Below are 17,552 nucleotides of genomic sequence, written 5' to 3'. Positions count from 1 at the left end.
CCTATGAGTACTTCTAAAAAGCTCACGTTAGAGATGCACCTCGGTGATTTAATTATCGGGGAATTGTCCTTTGATGCGACGACCGACACCTTTGCCGTATATTACACCAAAGACTGGCAACAAAGCGGATTCCCACTGTCTCCAACAATTCCTTTAGATGGCACAGGAAGTAGCAGTCAGATATCGATGTTTTTGGTTAACTTATTACCGGAAAACAAAGGATTAGATTATTTAATTGAATCTCTTGGCGTCTCCAAGGGAAATACGTTTGCCTTGATCCGTGCAATTGGTCTCGATACTGCAGGTGCTGTTGCTTTTGTTCCTAAAGGGACTTTGCTGCCTGAAACACAATTACGGCCAATTAAGGCTGAAGAAGTTATTCAGCGAATTGAAGATCCCACAATGTGGCCTATGGAAATTTGGGACGGCAAACCTCGACTGTCGGTAGCGGGTGTACAACCTAAATTAAACCTGTTTTATAACGGTGAAAAATTTGCATTTGCCGAAGGCGCGCTTTCATCTACCCATATTGTTAAATTCGAAAAATATCGCCATTTAGTGCTCAATGAATTTATGACGATGCGCCTAGCTAAGGCGATTGGAATGAATGTGGCTAATGTTGATATCGTTCATTTTGGAGATTACAAAGTACTCTGTGTCGAACGCTTTGACCGACGTTATATACCAAATGCGCAAAGGGTATTAAGAAGGCATATTGTCGATAGCTGCCAAGCTCTTGGTTTTAGTGTTAGCAAAAAATATGAACGTAATTTTGGTTCAGGGCGTGATGTTAAAGATATTCGTGAAGGGGTAAGTTTTAACAGGCTCTTTAGTCTCGCAGCAAAATGCTGTAATCCAGTGGCTGCTAAACAGGATATGTTGCAATGGGCGCTATTCAATTTACTGACCGGTAATGCCGATGCACACGGTAAAAACTACTCGTTTTTTATGACGCCAAGCGGAATGGAGCCAACTCCTTGGTACGATTTGGTCAGCGTGGCTATGTATGAGGATTTTGAACAACAGCTTGCGATGGCAATCGATGACGAATTTGATCCAAACAGCATTTACGCTTATCAATTGGCCGCATTTATTGATGGCTTAGGTTTACCAAGAAATTTATTAATCAGTAACTTAACGACAATAGCGCGAAGAATACCGCAGGCAATAGCTGAGGTGGTTTCAATGCTTCCAGCCCTCGATGAGAGTGAAACATCATTTGTGGCTCTTTACAAAGCGCAGTTGCTGGCGAGATGTGATCGTTACCTTAGTTTTGCCGCCGAGGTCAGGGATGTCAAAGTGTAGCTCTAGCTACATCTTATCACCCAGCGGTAATTTCGCAGGGGGGAGTGAAATACTGTGGCCTTGGCATCGGCAGTTAAACCCAAAAGAGTTATGTCTGCCCCATCTTTGTCGTTTGGCCGCAACATCTTTTAAAAATTTATTAATGTTTTCGATGCCTGTCCCATCTTTGTCGATGTCATGGGCTGGCTATGATCGCCATGGCTAAGCAATTCCCAAACTGAAGGGGGCAAAACCGGCTTACCTTAATAAGCAGTTAGTCGATTTCAAAACAGGCTTACGCCTCGATCCCTTAATGCAATCACAGATCAGTGCGTTAACGGCCGAGCAATTACAAGATGTGGCGCTGTTTTACAGTCAGCAAGAGATCCCCAATCTCAGTGCAAATTAGTGCGGCTAGCCTTTTGATTGCTGACAAGTGCAAGCGAAGTGGTTAGCATCATTGTCATCGGCTCATGGCGACTACACTTCTGGGAATAGCTTTCATTGATAAATAAAAGAAAAATAGCATCTCTTATTGGCGTTCTGGTTTTACTACCAGTATGGGGATATGCCCTGCAAGCGCCTGAGGTTAGCGAAGCGGATAACTGTCAGCATGTCAGCGGTTCCGAACAACACTCTGACCACTGTGAACGCAATGCGGATCATACCGCCTACGATAAATTCGATGGCGTGGTATACCGTGGCGTCATTAATGCTAAGCCCATCACGCTGGAAATTATTGGTCAAGGCAACCAATATCGAATGACCGTTGATGGCCATGTGACGCTTGGGGAGCTGAATACCGAGCGCGGGTTTGAGCAGGATGAAAACGCTTCGCTCTTTATCCTTAACTGGCAACAGCCTGAAGCAGAACAGATAAAGTTTGTTAAATTATCCAGAGACCATTCGGTACTGGTGTGGGTTGATGCCAATGGCCAGCTTGATAACACCGCAACCCTGCATACGCGATAAAAAAGAAGCGACTTGTATACCCTTTCAAGATGAACATTTAACTCTTAAGCCAAAGATGGGATAAGCATCGCTTTTTAGGTAAATCTAACGAGCCATCCATTGTGAAATTTGCAGAGTGTATGCTTATACAAAGGCATACAGATAACTGGAGAGTTGGTTGAATTAAGCATTGGCATGTAAGTGACTGTTGACGGCATGGCCGCTCTTTCACATCCATGTGATCGCGGCATTTGCACTTCCGTATGCAGCAGATGCCGTCGTCGAGCCCTCATGGATACTTCTTGTGAAATAAAAGGGGTGGCGTGTCACTGGAATGACAGTGCTTAATCATCAGCTTCCGCTGTTAAGCAGCAAACGAGCAGCAAAATAGTCTTCCGACCTTTGATAAGATCGAAAGCGAGGACAGACATATTTCTTTCTGAGTTATTTACAAGAAAAATATAGGTATCTTTGAGTATTCCAAGCTTCTATCACTTGGCCGTAGGGTGATATAAAAATGGCAGTCTTACGTATGATAGATTGGAGACTATCTCGATGATAAATTGGTTGAATACTAGTATATTGGCAGACATTTAAGCTGAACAAAAATAGTGGGTTAAGCTCTTTTTCTCAATTACAATGCACTATTTTCATTCGCTAAATGCGGCATTAAACGAGCAGGAAACCCAGTATGAATATCCCAATGATTACCGCGCTTCAGAGTGCTATTACCGAAGCGCTAGAGAGTATACCAACCTCTGAGGCGGAGCAGATCTATGCATTGTCTTTCTATATCAACAACGAATATGACGATCCCCGTCTACCTACGCTGACAGTCGGCTATAACACAGTCGATGAGTGGCATGCCTCGATTCCAAAGGCTTCTAGCTCTGACGAAGCAAAATGGAACTATGCCTTCTGGCTTCAAAACGAACTCCTCGTCTTTGGGGATTCTGACTCTCAGACTGCGGATATCTTAGCTCGCTGGGTGGCCGATCTCGGTCTCGGGTACAGTGATGCGGAGGAAGATGTCGATTTTGATCGCTGCCTTGAGCTTGGTCAGGAGATAACCGAGCAATTTGTTGCCGCAGTATGCGTTGTCGCTTCTACACTCCATTCCAACTTAACCGTTAGTCGCGTTTTCGGTCGTTCGGTACCCATCATAGTTCACGAGCTCGAGTACTATAACGAGATCGCAGATCAGACAGAGGCCTGTAACCCTCCCAGACTCGCCGAAGAGTTCGTTTCTTGGGTGCACTCAATCTAACGTTGGTTATCAGTTATAGGTGGTAAGGATATAGGGCAGATTGGTTGGCGGCGGTTCAATAAGCCTAATCACAGAGCCTAATCACATAACAAAAAGGATGCATCGATGAACGATGAGCAATACGAGAAGGGGCTTGAGGTGCGTCGTGCTGTGATGGGCGATAGCTATGTGGATAAGGCGCTCAATAGTGCGACGGATTTTACGCAACCGCTGCAAGATTTAGTTACGGCCAATTGCTGGGGTGAGGTTTGGGTGCGTGATGCCATTTCAAGGCAAACGCGCAGTTTGATTACCATAGCAACGCTGGCGGCATTAAAGGCGCCGACTGAGTTAAAGGGCCATGTGCGGGGCGCGCTAAACAATGGCTGCTCGGTTGAAGAGATCCAAGAAGTCTTACTGCATTGCACCGTTTACTGCGGTATGCCAGCGGGGATTGAAGCTTTTCGAGCGGCGAAAGAGGCGATTGAGGAGTGGCAGGCGCAAAACAGTTAGCTCACTTGGTATTAATCATTTTGAGCGTCAATGGCTTTGAGGTTTAGTTGCTGTGAGATTTAGTTACTTTGCGGTTTAGTGGTTTTAACATTCGCTAGGGGAGCTGAGTTACGCGGATTCCCCTAGCGCATGATGGCTACAAACTTGAACAGTCTGCGCTTATTTTTGCAGTTGGGCTTTTGCGGCTTCTACTTTTGAGAAATCCAAACCGAGTTCGAGCACGGCTTCTTTGATCAAAGCCGGTTTCTGCATCACTAGCCCCAGCAGTTGTTGTAGTTTTTCGGCTGGGATGCCTAATTGACCGAGCGTACCCATCGCCATTAATGGATTTTCGGTTAATGTTTGAAACAGTTCTTGGATTTTAGCGTCACTGACGTTGTGTTCTTTTAAAATGGCAATAATGGGATTCATTGCATTACCTTGTTGATATGAAAGTTAAACAGGTGCCGATTTTATCACAGTTCTGCCAGAGTGGTTGCCTCACACATGCGTACCCGTTGGATGTTGCCACGCTTTGCCTATGCCATTAAGCGCATTAGATTTTATTCCCAATAAGCTTTACTCTGGTGAAGTATTCCCCAAAATCTGCCGATAAAACCTGAGCGACTGTCGTGCTGTGTGAACCATTGCATTGGATTTTGCGGCTCTAGATATGATTGCCTTAGATATCATGGCGCAATGCGATTGGGTAATCGCTGGCTTTTATCATCCCTTAAAAATAGAAAGGAACTGTGGTTATGCTTGATGTTGTCGCGAACCAAGACAAAAGTATTGTGGTTAAACAGTTGCGATACGGGCGTGATAATGAGGTGTTAGTCGTCGATGAGTGGCAACTGAACCCTGCTGAACATTGGGCGATTTTCGCGACCGACAGTTATTGTGGTTCCTTGCTCGGGCGAATATTAACGGGTGATATTCTGCCCGATGAAGGGACGATTGCTGGCCTGCCGCAACGTATCGGCTGGGTGTCACTTGGACTGCAGCAAGCGTTGCTGGAGCGCGAGTTAGAAAAAGACGAACTGGATTACGGTTCGAGTGTCGAATCCTTAGTGTTGGAATGCTGCCAAGATGCCAAGCAACTCCCTGCATTATTACAAAAGGTTGGGCTTGAGCCGCTGCGCCTGCGTGGTTTTCGGCAATTATCCACGGGCGAAACGCGCAGAGTCATGCTGGCACGTGCACTGGCAATGTTACCGCAATTGCTGATTTTAGATGACCCTTATGCAGGGCTCGATGCTGAACATCAGGCGAGCTTATCTGAGCTGCTGAGTGAAGTGGCCGAGCATAGCCAGTTGCTGATCATTACCTCACGCCAAGAAGAATTGCCGCCGTGTATCAGCCATGTAGCGCTGTTTAATGGTGAGATGCTCAAATCGGGGCAGAGTGTGCATAAACTCAGCCCGTCGATGTCGATTGAGCAATGGCACAATCATCCTGTGATGGCGCAGTTGAATGCGTTATCCGCCCAACGTAGCGATGAACTCTTGGCCTTAATGGAGCGGCAAAGGCACAACGCTGAGGCGTTTGATCCTCTGGTCGAGATTAAAAATGGCAAAGTGGAATATGTCAGTGGGCTGATTTTCAGCGGCGTGAATTGGCGCATCGAGGCAGGGCAACATTGGCAAGTTCGTGGCCCAAATGGCTGCGGTAAAAGCACTTTGCTGGGGTTGATTTTAGGCGACCATCCTCAATGCTATAGCAATGACATCACGCTCTTTGGCCGACCTCGCGGAAGCGGCGAGAGTATTTGGCAGATTAAACAACGGATTGGCATAGTATCGTCGGCGCTACACTTGCAATATCGCGTCAGTTGCTCGGCATTAGATGTGCTGCTTTCGGGCTTTTTTGACTCTATTGGCCTGTACCATAAACCCACTAAACCTCAGCTAGATTTGGCGAAGGAATGGTTAGCTATTCTGCACATGACAGGGCTGGCAAGCACGAGTTTTAAGAAGCTCGATTATGGTCAGCAGCGGTTATTGCTGATAGGTCGTGCCTTGATTAAACAGCCACTGTTACTGATTTTAGATGAGCCGTATCAGGGCTTAGATTTTATCAATCGCACCTTAGTGATGCGGGCGCTGGAGATGATAGCCGAGCATCATCTGAGCCAATTGCTGTACGTGTCGCACCATAGGGAAGATGCCTTACCTGCGATTAAAAACTTTGTCGATTTTATCAAGCAAGATGACGACTATTCGGTACAGGTGAACTACTGTGAGTCTGAGGATTTAACCCGTTTAAATCAGTAAATGCCACCTATCACAGCAGCTTAACGGCTGCTTACTTGTTTGCAGAGTTTGTCATTATCCCTCGGCACTCCAATGCAGGTTAAGATTGACCTTACAGGGCGCTAGCCATTGAGTGTGTTAGTCACGCTCAATGGCAATATACCTGTGGCGCGAAAGATTTTCGTATTCCAGTGAAAACTGAGATGCACCACATATCGATAATGATGGCATCGCCCTAGTGTTTAATCCCCCATTCGTCAGACAGCAGTTCTGTTAATTAGCCATGCTTGATATAGGTAACTGTGAGCCGTCTTACAGTTTTGAATGTCGTTGGCGCGAATAATAGTTTCTGGCCTAGGCCGGAAACTCGTGACAGTTTTATGGTTCATCCACTGAACTTATTCATCAAGTCAGTTATCACGCTTGAGAATCCAGAACTATGGACTCCCTTAGCGAGATGAGCCCGAGTGTCACTCGTAGTACCGAAGATGTGCACTAAGACCTAAAACACGATTTCAAGACATATAAGACGACTTAAAGATAAAAACATTTATGCCAAGACCCAAAAAATGCCGTCAATTATCGAGCTGTGTGCCCTGTAGCCTATTTAAGCCTAATGGGATCCCTGCGGTTAAATTAACTCATATTCAATTAGAGGCCGATGAGTTTGAGGCCCTCGAACTGGGTGACGTCAAAAGATTAAGTCAGATCGAAGCCGCGGCCTTGATGGGGATCTCTCGGCAAACCTTTGGATACCTTCTCGCCAATGCCCGCAAAAAGGTGGCGACGGCCATTACTCAAGGTCAAGCCTTGAGACTGCCAACCCAAACAGACAAGGATTTATCATGATTATTGCCATGCCGATGAGCCGCGAACGCCTCGCCAGTCACTTTACGAAAGCCCTACAGATTGGCTTTTATAATGAACAGCTTCAGCTGATCAAGCTGGTCGATAACCCGGCAATTGAAGGTGACTGTAGTGCTAAAAAAGCCTTACTAGAGCTGATTATCCAACAGGGTACCAATATTGTACTTGTGCAGAATATTGGTGAGCGCATGTTAGGAAAGTTGCTCGATGCGGGGATTAGCGTGAGTAAAGGCAGTGCGAGCCAAACAGTGGCGACTTTACTTGCACAAACGGCGGATTTGAATCTTAGGTTGACGGATGCATCCCAAGGTCGCGCTTCACTCAAACATGCCGCCAAGGGCGGATGTTGTCATTCTACAGGTGACGGCTGCGGTTGCAGTGGTAAAGCTAAAGCAGCACCTGGTTCAACACGTCTTATAAGCACGCCAGCAGTACAGGTTAAGCTCGATAAGTCAGTGCATTACGCTGGGTTTAGACCCTTGGTAAACAAATAATCTCACTGTCTAATTTGAATTATTCCGTCACGATCAAACCATAGGGGCGGGCAAGCGCCCCTCGAATATCCGCTAATGAAAACACCTTGGAAAACCGTCCAAAGGTTTTGCCATAAAACACACATTCCACCACAGGCAAGGCAAATACATTGCGGCTCGCCGCTATCTCACCTTGGGCTTGGCAATCAATATAGGCCATCCGCATCAGCGGGAACTCTTGCGCCAACATCTCAGCAATTCTCGGTTTGAGCGTTTGGCACACACCGCAGTTTGGCGCGCCAAATAACAACAGCACCGCAGCATGCTCGGTTAACATGGACTCCAGTATCTCAGGTGAATCAATGTGCGTGATGATATCAGTGTGCATGCGTTGCCATTTTGAAGTTGCTATGGGTATGAATTCATGGGGCTAGTTTGCGTATTTCTAGGGTTACAGCCAGCCCATTTTTACCACGCTACTACCGATAAATTGACCAAGGTAGAATAAGCCAAGCATGAGAAGCCCGATACTGGCAGCAATCACTCCGATTTGCTGTATGCCTGTCAGGCTATCTCGCCATTGTTTTAGATTATTTATCATTTCACTACTAGCTACCTGCTACCTGCTACCTGCTACCTGCTCAGGCTTAAGGTTATACGCGTGACTTTACATATGTCGCATTGCTAACTGCACCACTGACGCTCGCAGGGAATGCCATCATCGTCACCATCCATTTGAGTATTGGGGCAATTTTGGATGTAGAAAGTCGCCTCAGCACAGGAACTCATGTGGCTACAATGGGTTTTACCCACTTCACATTGGAAACTTGGTGTTGCAGATTCATATATGGGCATTCTCTCAATGTCTTCATTCGTGAGGACAGGTACTTCATCGATTGCAGGAGCTTCATTGAATTCTTGGTATTGTTTAAAGCCAAAGATAACTATGGCCACGATTATTAGCAGCGGGATTATCGTATTAAAGGACGATTTTCGTGAGTTATGGTGATGCGCTTTATCTTTGTTATTGAAGTTGAAGTTTTCATTGCGTGATTGGACATGAGAGTGGGAGCGCGGTGTTGCACTCGCTGCAACGACAGCGACGCCTTCAATCGAGGCGATAACCGCTTTTCTTTTGCCGTCATTTTGCACTTCCGTTTGAAACAGAATGCTGTCGCCCACTATGGGTTTTCTCGCCATCTTTTTCAGCACCGAAATGTGAATAAACACATCTTGGGCTGCGTTTTTTTCAGGCTGAATAAAGCCAAATCCCTTTTCATCGTTCCAGCGTACCAGCACGCCTCTATCCATGAGCATTTTCTATGTCCTTAATTTAACCGCTTAATATTTTTAGTTATTGAATATCAATACTTACTTGAGTCGCTCCGATTTATCTTTTTTAAGGAGCAAACCGTACTTAGGTTGACGAGTCAGCGATTCAATGTTGGCAGCTAAGTTACTCAAGCATAGGAAGTTTTGCAATTTTTTATCTTGAATTTGCTTATGTGTGACTCATTCGCTTTGAGTGTATGGCGGTGGGGAAATGTGAGCACTTAGCAGAAACGGTTGGCATTTTTGTAAATTCAATACAAACAATAGATTGCATTAATAATAAACAAATCGAACAAAAAACGTGCATGAAAACTTGCAATTTTACTGTGTGCTACATAGTATTTGCTGTGTGGCACACAGTGTGTGTGACACAGTGTTAAGGACAGGAATTCGACAATGACAAGTTCACAGCTAGTCAAAATGCGACTCGAGTTGCGCCGTGGGGTATTAGTGTTGGCGGTACTGGGATTATTAAAACAAGCCCACTACGGTTATTCGCTCCGCAAACAGTTGCAGGAAGGTGGTATTGATATTGACGAAGGGACTCTGTATCCCTTAGTGCGCCGCCTAGCCGATCAAGGATTGTTGGATAGTGAGTGGCGACAGGCCGAAGGGCGTGAGCGTCGTTATTACCAATTGTCATCATTGGGGACTGAGTTGCTTAGTCAACTGACCGATGAATGGCAGCAACTTAATGGCGCCTTGGCTTTTTTACTGGAGCAAAGCGCTGACACTAATGGCTCTGATATGAAAAGCTCAGACGAGAGTGCAGAGGAGATTTGATATGGAATTAGTCGATCGCTATATCGCCGCGGTGCAGCGAGAATTGCCCGAGAACAAACGTCAGGAAATTGGCCGTGAATTAAAAGCCAATATCTGCGACCAATTGGATGCCCTATCTGAACAAGGCGAATTGACTGAAGCGCAAATTGTCGCGGTATTAAAGCAAATGGGGCATCCCTGTAAGGTCGCGCAGCAATTTGTTCCGGCAGTGCCTATTATTGCCTCTGAGGATATTCCGCTTTTTAAACATACACTTTTCACTGTGCTTGGGGTCTTGTTTGTGCTGCAGGTTGTGGGCGGCACGACTCAATGGTTGGGCTCTGCAGAGGGGGATCTATTAGGATTTATCCACCATATTGCCAAAGGTTTTATCGGCGATGCCTGTCTTGCCTTTACCGCTATCCTGTTGGCCTTTTGGAGTTTCTCGGCTCAGGGGAAACCTATGTCCGGCAGCAATTGCCAAAAATGGCAGCCGCATAATTTGCCTAAGGTTGGGCCCGGTTGGCAGCATATTAGTTTAAGCGATGTGTTTACTGATCTGGCGACATATCTTTTTCTCTTGCTTGTGATCTGGTGCTCTGTATGGATGAGTAGCGAGCAATTAGCCGCGCGGACTGTGATTTTTAGCGCCAATGCTCAGCAATTATTGCAATGGTTTAGCCCTATTATTTTGCTGTCTATGGGGAATAGTCTCTGGCAACTACGCCGCCGAGTGTGGACTACTGAATTGTTACTGGCGAATATGGGGATCAATCTTGCTTATGCCTCGTTCTTAGTCTTTCTGGCCTTTAGTTCGCCACTATTACAAAGCCAAGTACAAAACCAAGGAGCTGAATTAAATGGGGAATTTACGTTATTACAGTTAGAACATTGGCTAAGTTATACTCTAGTGATTGCCGCTATGTTCCCTGGCTATGAGGTGATCCGCGATGGGTTGCGTTGGCGTAAACTCGCAAGCAAATAAGTAAGGTTTAACCTAGGTTTTGTAGGTGAGTTTTATTCACTTTTTCATCGAATACATGGCCTGTTCAGTATGATTGAACAGGCTTTTTACATTAGTGCCATCTTCTGTGGAGAAAAGTAAGCCACGACTTTTACAGTCGATGCTGATTTATTCTGGGGTATCGCCATGATTCATTTCATTATTAAGCGATTTTTGGGCCTGTTGTTTGTAGGTGTCAAATATGCCTTCTTGCTTCATCTGTTTTAGCTCACGAGCAAGATTAACGGCGAGTGCCGCGTGACGTTTATTTAAGTAACCATAGCTGGTGAGTTCTTCTAGGGTGGCAATCGCGATTATTTTGCTGCCTTGAAACTCAGGCGTTTGTAATAGATCCAATGAGCTTGCCTCCGTATCAATATAGATATCGATTCGGTCGCGGAGCATTTTACGAAAGGAGCTCGCGGGGGACGAAGATTCAGTCAGACGCTCCTTAGGAATGAGTCCCTTTAGCTTTTGTTCTGCGAGGAACACGCCTCGATAGTATTCGATCTTGTATCGACTCTTTTGCAGTGCTTGCCAGTTAGGTATTTTGATTTCGGGATTGTGCGCGAAGGCAATTAAATGGGTATAGATAACCGGTTCTTCAATTCGAATGAGGTTGGTAAACTTTTCGCCATAATGAGATACACGCCCCGGCTCGCCATCCACTTTACCTGAGTCCGCCATCATACTGGCGAGAGCTGCAGGAACCACTTGATAGGAGAAGTCATATCCTAAGCGTTCAAAGGCTTGGGCGTAAATCAGTTCAGCCCATTTAAAGTAGAAGTTATGTTTGGGGTCCTCATAAAACGCCATCGTAATGATAGGTTTATCAGCAATCATTGCTGTGGTTTCTGCTGTTGATTTGCTGGTTGCATGAACCGAGACACAAAAGAAAAGGCCTACCCACACACTCCAAATGTGCATATTGCTCCATCGTTGCATAGCGTGTCTCTCAAAGTGTTGAGTTATTTAGAGTATAGCTAGCCTGATAAATGGGTTCATTTTTATTCAAGCAAGATTATTTTATTTCCATGATTTCGCACTAACACACGGTTGAAATGTGATCTGCTGGCGGACATTTTGTCCTTTTGGGTTTAAAAATGTGCGATACGGCACATAGAAATGATATTTGTCTGTATTTTGCTGGTTTTTTATTCATCAGAGTTTGAGCTTGATCGGTTTTTTGCTTGTAAATAAGGCGTTAAATCCCTGCCGTCTATCACCTGTAGTAGGAAAGAAAGGATGAAATCGGGACTGGGATTATCAGGAATGCGGTTATCAAAGCTTTGGTTATCAATGACGTGGTTATTACCTCTTTGTTGTTTATCGAGTGCCGTAGTGGCAGAGGCGGCAACGGACAATATCGAACGCCTTGAGGTGCGCGGCAGGCAAATTAACACCTTAGGCCATAGCACCTCGGCATCTGAGGGAATAGTCGGCGCGGCAGAAATCGAGAGTCGCCCCCTATTACGAACCGGCGAAATCCTCGAATTTGTTCCTGGGATGATAGTCACTCAGCACAGTGGTTCGGGTAAGGCGAATCAGTATTTCTTACGCGGCTTTAATTTGGATCATGGCACAGACTTTAATACTCGAGTCGATGGTATGCCTGTGAATATGCGAACCCATGGGCACGGCCAGGGTTATACGGATCTTAACTTTTTGATCCCTGAACTTATAGGCGAGATCCGTTATGCCAAAGGCGCTTATTATCCTGAGGTGGCCGATTTTTCTGGCGCGGGTGCTGCGCAATTACTGCTGGCTGATCAACTCCCCCATAACCAAGTTGGGGTGACGTTGGGTGAATATGGCTACCAGCGACTCGTGGCGACTCAGGAGTTAAACACTGACATGGGGCGTTTTATTTGGGGTGGTGAGGCACAAACCTATGATGGCCCGTGGACGGATATTGATGAGGATGTGAGTAAGATCAGTGTCGTCGGGCGTTATTTAACTCGGCTGGGTGAGGGTGACTTGAGCGTCACTATGATGGCCTACGACAACAGCTGGAATTCGGCGGATCAGATCCCCGCCCGTGCGGTGGATTCTGGATTGATTGATTTTTATGGATCTTTAGATAAAGACGTCGGTGGTGAATCTAACCGTTATAGCGTTTCAGCTAATTACGATGCGGGTGATTGGCAGGGAAATGTCTACGCCATTCGCTCGACTATGAATTTATTCTCTAATTTTACCTATTTCTTAAACGATCCCATCAATGGTGATGAGTTTGAACAAGTCGATGAACGCACGATTTGGGGCGGTGATCTTAAGCGTGATTGGCAGACTTCACTTGGTGGCACTCAACTGAATTACAGTGTGGGCGGCGATGTGCGTTATGACGATATTGGCGCAGTGGGTTTGTATAACACTCAGGCGCGACAACGGCTGAATACGGTAAGGCTTGATGAAGTGCAAGAGTTGTCGAGTGGCATCTTTGGCAAAGTTGAGTGGCTGCCAGCTGATCAATGGCGTTTTAATCTTGGGCTGCGTTACGATTATTTTGATGTGCAGGTCGACAGTGATAATCCGCTTAACAGTGGCGATGCGTCCGATGGTATGTTCAGCCTCAAAGCCGGCGCTTCTTATTTGTGGAGCGATAATCTTGAGTTATATGTTAATGCAGGCCAAGGGCTGCATTCGAACGATGCCCGCGGTGCGACGATTAAGGTTGACCCCGTGAGTGGCGATGAGGTCGAAAAAGTCGATCTGCTCGTGCGCTCAAATGGCGGCGAATTTGGGGTGAAATACTATGACAGGGACTTTATTAATTTCTCTGCTGCGATCTGGTATCTGCAACTAGATTCAGAATTAGTATTTGTGGGCGATGCGGGTAACACTGAGCCGAGTCGTGCATCTGAACGTTATGGTGCTGAATTAACGGCTTATTATTGGCTGAATGAGGCAATCAGTATCGATATGGAATTAGCGTGGACTAACGCCAGATTTACTGAAAATGAATTTGAAGAGGGTAAATATATTGATGGCGCGGTTCCCTTTGTTGCCAGTGCGGGCATCACCTATCGACCCGACGGCGATGGCCTGTATTCGAGTGTACGTGTGCGACACCTTGGCGAGCGGGTGCTCGACAGCTTTAATGATCACAAGGCTGATGCGACCACATTAGTTAACCTCGCGTTAGGATACGAGTTCCGCCGCTTCGACACTAAGCTTGAGCTGCTCAATGTGTTTGATAGTAAAGATCACGACATAGATTATTTTTATGCCTCTCGTTTGCCCGGCGAAGCAGCCGAAGGGGTTGAAGATCAGCATTATCATCCTGTTGAGCCACGAATGGTGAGAGTCAGCGTGAGTTATCATTTCTAGTGATATTCATCTGTTAAGGCGATATCGAAGGTTATTACGTATGTCGCCGAGCAAAAATGTATCTCAATTAAGCGTCCAGATAGTTGGGCGCTTTTTTTCTGCTGCACTAATTTAAGCACTAATCTAAGCCCAAATCGTTTCAAACTATGTGGCTGCAATAATTTACTATTCCCGCGCTGACAATGGAGGCTAGAATGAGGACGAGTCGATCTGAGTTTCCCCCTGTTTTACAGCTGATGCTATAGGTAATCGCCGCGAGTTATGAGTACTGCAACACCCATTGAAAACATTAATTATTGGCGTCATCCTAGCTTATCAGGCATAGAACTGAGTCAGGCGGAATTCACGCATTTCAGCTTTGATAAACATGTGCATCTGGATTACCACTTAGGCGTAGTCACTCAAGGTGCGCAGCAGTTTGTGAATAAGGGCAGCAGTTATCAGCTTGGTCAGCACAGCCTATCGACCTTAAATCCCGACGAAACCCATGATGGTCAAAGCCGCGATGCCGACGGTTATCGGGTGAAAGTGATGTCGATCCCTGTGGAATACATGAATGAAGTCAGCCAAGAACTGGGTTTGAAGGAGCACTTTTTCAGCGCGCCTATGGTGGATGACCCGACGCTTTATCAATATTTTATTCAACTACACGAGCTATTAATTCAAGGCCAATGCAGTGCGCTTGCGGGTGAGTCCCACTTACTGAATTTTATTCATCTGCTGCTGGAGCGTTACCCGAGCGGTATTTCATCTTGCCTATCTAAACCAAATCAACCGCAGGGGTTATCTAAGTTGCAGGTGAGCTTAGTGAAACAGCGAATTCACGATGAGCCTTGGCATAATACTCAACTTGAAACCTTAGCCAATGAAGTGAATTTAAGTAAGTTTCAGTTTTTACGGCAATTTAAACAGGCGACAGGGATGACTCCCCATGCTTATCTCAAGCGTGTGCGTTTAGAGCTGGCGAAAAAGTCCTTAAGTCATGGCGCTTTAGTGGCAGATGTGGCGCAGCAGTTCGGATTTTTCGATCAAAGTCATTTAAACAAAGCTTTTAAGCAGGCATTCCTATTATCGCCAGTGCAATTTCAGCGGCGTATGCTCTAATTTCCCCGTCTTTCGACGCCGCTGGTTTTAAAAACACTGAATAGTGCAATTTATTACAATTCAGCGCTGCGACAAATTGCCATACTGGCTGCCTCAGTTATCGTTATTAACCTTTTTTGCGGAGCCGCATATCTATGGATTTATCTTTATTACTCACCTTGGCTGTAATCCATGCCGTTGCTTTAATCAGTCCCGGACCCGATTTTGCCATTATGGTGAAGATTGCGACTCAGCAGTCCAGAAGCACTGCGGTTGCCGCCGCTGTGGGGATTTCAATAGCCATTTTAGCTCATACGATTTTGAGTCTGACCGGTGTGAGTCTACTCATTAAGAGTTCGCACACTCTGTATCTCTTAGTGCAAATTGTGGGCGCTTCTTACCTCGCTTGGATGGGGTTTGGTGCCCTGCGTGCCGGTCTTGCGATACTCGCTAAACGTAAAATGAGTGCCAGAGTCCATGCAGGAACAAATGATGATGCTGTTATTAGCGCTGGTGACGTTGAAGGCGTGGCGTCTGTTGCTGGTGGCTTAGGTGGCGCTATGTCGCGCAGGCAAGGTTTTTTGACTGGGCTTTATACCAATCTATTGAATCCGAAAGCATTAGTGTTTTTCTTAACCTTGTTTTCGGCCTTGATTACCCCAAGTGTTACAACGAGTACTAAAATCGCTTCCGCTATTTTGTTGTTGTCTTTGTCATTGGCATGGTTTGGTTTTTTAGCGGTAATGTTGTCAAAGGCGCAGGTGCAACTTAAATTGCAGCGACTAACACCGGTTATCGATGCGGTTATTGGTGTCATCTTTATGTCAGTAGCCTTGGCGATTTACTCAAACCTATTATTAACCGCTTAGTCAGGTGCAGTGTAAATCACCTTAGGTTTTAGTCTGAGGCACTTATGGTATTCTTGGCCTTTAGTCTCAGCAGAGACATTTGGAGTAAGGGATAAAGATGCCATTCGCCTCACGACTCAAGGGAAGCAAATTAGCCGTTTTCAGCCAAGTTAAACTGATGAATATCGCTTTTTCTGCGGTGTTAATATTCAGCGTTATGGGTTTAAGCATCAATGCAAACGCCGCTGATGAAGCCATGCCACAGGAATATATCCCTCTGGTGCAGGGGCTTATCGACGCCGCCAAGGCCAATGATCTTGAGGCGCTTGCTAAGCGTGTGGCTTACCCGCTTAAACGTGAATATCCGATCCCAGCGATTCAAAATACGCAGGAAATGATCGCACGTTTCGATCAGGTTTTTGATCCTAAGCTGCTTGAGCAGATCGCCCATTCTAAGATTGAAGCCGATTGGCAGACGATGGGCTGGCGCGGCATTATGCTCGGTAGCGGTGTTGTGTGGCTGGATTTTGATGGCAAGATCATCGCCATTAACTATCAAACACCGGTAGAGGCAAAACTGAAAGCAGAGCTTATTGCTAAGCAACAAACGGCATTACATCCGAGTGTGAGCGAGTTTGTCAGCCCAGCGTTATCTTGGGAGACCGCCAAGTTTACCATTCGTGTCGATGATATGGGGAACAGCCAATACCGCTATGCCGCATGGGCAAAGGGTAAGGCATTGAGTGAAAAGCCAGATTTAGTGCTGAATAAAGGCAAACTCGTTTTTGATGGCAGTGGAGGGAATCATTCATACCAATTTCGCAGCGGCCCATACCAGTATTATTGTTATGTCACCGTCTTAGGCGGCAGCGATAGTCCTCTAGGCGAGCTAGTGGTGTTTAAGAATGACCAAGAAATACTGACACAAGCCGTTATTAAAGCAGACTAGTCTTGTTTCCATATCCCTATGAGTGAGATTTAAAGCCGCGACCCTATGGTGATGGTCGCTGCTTTAATAATCCTAACGATTTCCTTTAGCTAGAAGCTATTGCCCCAAAGTGTGTTTCGTAGTTTGAATGCTTTAATCAAAATCAAAGTCGTGGGGCTTCACCCCACACCCGACCAAGGAGGACTGCTCGTTCTATCAAAAACGTCCATGTTAAATAGCCAGCTCGATATCCATATCTCGCGCTCAAAGCGGCAGTAGGCCTTCGCCCTTGGATGCTCCAAGACGCCCCCAACGGAGTTGAAAGCCCCTTGTGCTCATTGCCAAATTTGCTATCGCTTCCGAAGGATGCGCTTTACATCCATGTAAAGCCCTCCAGTTCGGCAGTCCTAGCCTCTCGCTCATAAGTGCGAAAATCACCGATGTTCATTCGCCCCTGCACCTGCGAAAGCTAGTCGGTCATATATGGACCCATCCGGTTTGCAAGACATTCGATAGCGATTTTGAGAAGAGTTCATTGCACCCATATATTCGGCCTGTTATTGAGGGATTCCTCTGGCCCTGATGGATATCTGCTTCTACTGTCCTTATCATCCTTGCGGCTTCATTATGAGCCTATGCCCGACTAAGGTTTTCAGTAGATCAGTCTGACTGTCTCGTCATCAAATCAAGTGTCTTAGCAA

18 protein-coding genes are annotated in these 17,552 nt (G+C 46.0%); 13 read left to right on the top strand and 5 right to left on the bottom strand.

The window, feature by feature from the left end; translation table 11 throughout:
• Window positions 1–3: 3 nt before the first annotated feature.
• The 4 genes from L5L91_RS20875 to L5L91_RS20860 all read left to right on the top strand — a co-directional run bounded on the left by L5L91_RS20875 (window position 4) and on the right by L5L91_RS20860 (window position 3,994).
• Window positions 4–1,305 (top strand): HipA domain-containing protein, encoded by a 1,302-nt coding sequence (locus L5L91_RS20875; RefSeq protein ID WP_263176399.1) that lies wholly within the window; start codon window positions 4–6, stop codon window positions 1,303–1,305.
• A gap of 483 nt (window positions 1,306–1,788) precedes the next feature.
• Window positions 1,789–2,256, top strand: coding sequence for a hypothetical protein (locus tag L5L91_RS20870; RefSeq protein WP_263237620.1), 468 nt, complete (start codon window positions 1,789–1,791; stop codon window positions 2,254–2,256).
• A 670-nt stretch (window positions 2,257–2,926) separates the two neighbouring features.
• On the top strand, window positions 2,927–3,502 hold the full coding sequence (locus L5L91_RS20865) for a hypothetical protein (RefSeq protein WP_219253639.1): 576 nt from the start codon (window positions 2,927–2,929) through the stop codon (window positions 3,500–3,502).
• 105 nt (window positions 3,503–3,607) lie between these two features.
• Window positions 3,608–3,994: a carboxymuconolactone decarboxylase family protein gene (locus L5L91_RS20860; protein WP_219253638.1), complete on the top strand. Its 387-nt coding sequence runs from the start codon at window positions 3,608–3,610 to the stop codon at window positions 3,992–3,994.
• Window positions 3,995–4,153: 159 nt separating this feature from the next.
• On the opposite strand, the gene L5L91_RS20855 is transcribed toward L5L91_RS20860, so the two are convergent.
• The gene (locus L5L91_RS20855) at window positions 4,154–4,405 is read right to left on the bottom strand and encodes a DUF2999 family protein (protein WP_006083102.1); all 252 of its coding nucleotides are present in this window, start codon (window positions 4,403–4,405) and stop codon (window positions 4,154–4,156) included.
• Window positions 4,406–4,731: 326 nt separating this feature from the next.
• Here L5L91_RS20855 and L5L91_RS20850 point away from each other — a divergent pair, with 326 nt between their 5' ends.
• From L5L91_RS20850 to L5L91_RS20840, 3 genes are all read left to right on the top strand, one after another.
• Window positions 4,732–6,246 carry an ATP-binding cassette domain-containing protein gene (locus tag L5L91_RS20850; protein ID WP_263237619.1) on the top strand — a complete coding sequence of 505 codons (1,515 nt, stop codon included), beginning with the start codon at window positions 4,732–4,734 and terminating at the stop codon, window positions 6,244–6,246.
• Between the two features lie 531 nt (window positions 6,247–6,777).
• Window positions 6,778–7,074 carry a DUF134 domain-containing protein gene (locus L5L91_RS20845; protein ID WP_012088215.1) on the top strand — a complete coding sequence of 99 codons (297 nt, stop codon included), beginning with the start codon at window positions 6,778–6,780 and terminating at the stop codon, window positions 7,072–7,074.
• Entirely contained in the window at window positions 7,071–7,586 is a 516-nt protein-coding gene (locus tag L5L91_RS20840; RefSeq protein WP_263198426.1) for a NifB/NifX family molybdenum-iron cluster-binding protein, read from the top strand. Before L5L91_RS20845 ends, L5L91_RS20840 begins: the two co-directional genes overlap by 4 nt.
• 19 nt (window positions 7,587–7,605) lie before the next feature.
• Here L5L91_RS20840 and L5L91_RS20835 read toward each other — a convergent pair whose 3' ends face one another.
• From L5L91_RS20835 to L5L91_RS20825, 3 genes are all read right to left on the bottom strand, one after another.
• Window positions 7,606–7,953 (bottom strand): thioredoxin family protein, encoded by a 348-nt coding sequence (locus L5L91_RS20835; protein WP_113939995.1) that lies wholly within the window; start codon window positions 7,951–7,953, stop codon window positions 7,606–7,608.
• A gap of 63 nt (window positions 7,954–8,016) precedes the next feature.
• A complete protein-coding gene (locus tag L5L91_RS20830) occupies window positions 8,017–8,166 on the bottom strand; it encodes a hypothetical protein (protein ID WP_173246947.1) in 150 nt (49 codons plus the stop codon).
• 83 nt (window positions 8,167–8,249) lie between these two features.
• A complete protein-coding gene (locus L5L91_RS20825) occupies window positions 8,250–8,882 on the bottom strand; it encodes an excalibur calcium-binding domain-containing protein (protein WP_263237616.1) in 633 nt (210 codons plus the stop codon).
• 411 nt (window positions 8,883–9,293) lie between these two features.
• Here L5L91_RS20825 and L5L91_RS20820 point away from each other — a divergent pair, with 411 nt between their 5' ends.
• Both L5L91_RS20820 and L5L91_RS20815 read left to right on the top strand, forming a co-directional pair.
• On the top strand, window positions 9,294–9,680 hold the full coding sequence (locus tag L5L91_RS20820) for a PadR family transcriptional regulator (RefSeq protein ID WP_263237615.1): 387 nt from the start codon (window positions 9,294–9,296) through the stop codon (window positions 9,678–9,680).
• A 1-nt stretch (window position 9,681) separates the two neighbouring features.
• On the top strand, window positions 9,682–10,644 hold the full coding sequence (locus tag L5L91_RS20815; protein ID WP_263237613.1) for a hypothetical protein: 963 nt from the start codon (window positions 9,682–9,684) through the stop codon (window positions 10,642–10,644).
• Window positions 10,645–10,791: 147 nt separating this feature from the next.
• On the opposite strand, the gene L5L91_RS20810 is transcribed toward L5L91_RS20815, so the two are convergent.
• The gene (locus tag L5L91_RS20810) at window positions 10,792–11,607 is read right to left on the bottom strand and encodes a hypothetical protein (protein WP_263237612.1); all 816 of its coding nucleotides are present in this window, start codon (window positions 11,605–11,607) and stop codon (window positions 10,792–10,794) included.
• 327 nt (window positions 11,608–11,934) lie between these two features.
• On the opposite strand from L5L91_RS20810, the gene L5L91_RS20805 reads away from it, so the two are divergent.
• The 4 genes from L5L91_RS20805 (at window position 11,935) to L5L91_RS20790 (ending at window position 16,872) form a co-directional block, all read left to right on the top strand.
• Window positions 11,935–13,992, top strand: a complete 2,058-nt coding sequence (locus L5L91_RS20805; RefSeq protein ID WP_411568917.1) for a TonB-dependent receptor — start codon at window positions 11,935–11,937, stop codon at window positions 13,990–13,992.
• Between the two features lie 261 nt (window positions 13,993–14,253).
• Window positions 14,254–15,096, top strand: a complete 843-nt coding sequence (locus L5L91_RS20800; RefSeq protein ID WP_113939990.1) for an AraC family transcriptional regulator — start codon at window positions 14,254–14,256, stop codon at window positions 15,094–15,096.
• A gap of 134 nt (window positions 15,097–15,230) precedes the next feature.
• A complete protein-coding gene (locus L5L91_RS20795; protein WP_028759343.1) occupies window positions 15,231–15,944 on the top strand; it encodes a LysE family translocator in 714 nt (237 codons plus the stop codon).
• A gap of 97 nt (window positions 15,945–16,041) precedes the next feature.
• Window positions 16,042–16,872, top strand: coding sequence for a hypothetical protein (locus tag L5L91_RS20790; RefSeq protein WP_198573449.1), 831 nt, complete (start codon window positions 16,042–16,044; stop codon window positions 16,870–16,872).
• Window positions 16,873–17,552: the final 680 nt, after the last annotated feature.

It is taken from the genome of Shewanella sp. SM55 (assembly GCF_025654025.1).
GTDB classification, from domain to species: domain Bacteria; phylum Pseudomonadota; class Gammaproteobacteria; order Enterobacterales; family Shewanellaceae; genus Shewanella; species Shewanella oncorhynchi.
Note: the sequence above shows the minus strand (reverse complement) of the source record. Positions and strands in the feature narration are given on the sequence as shown.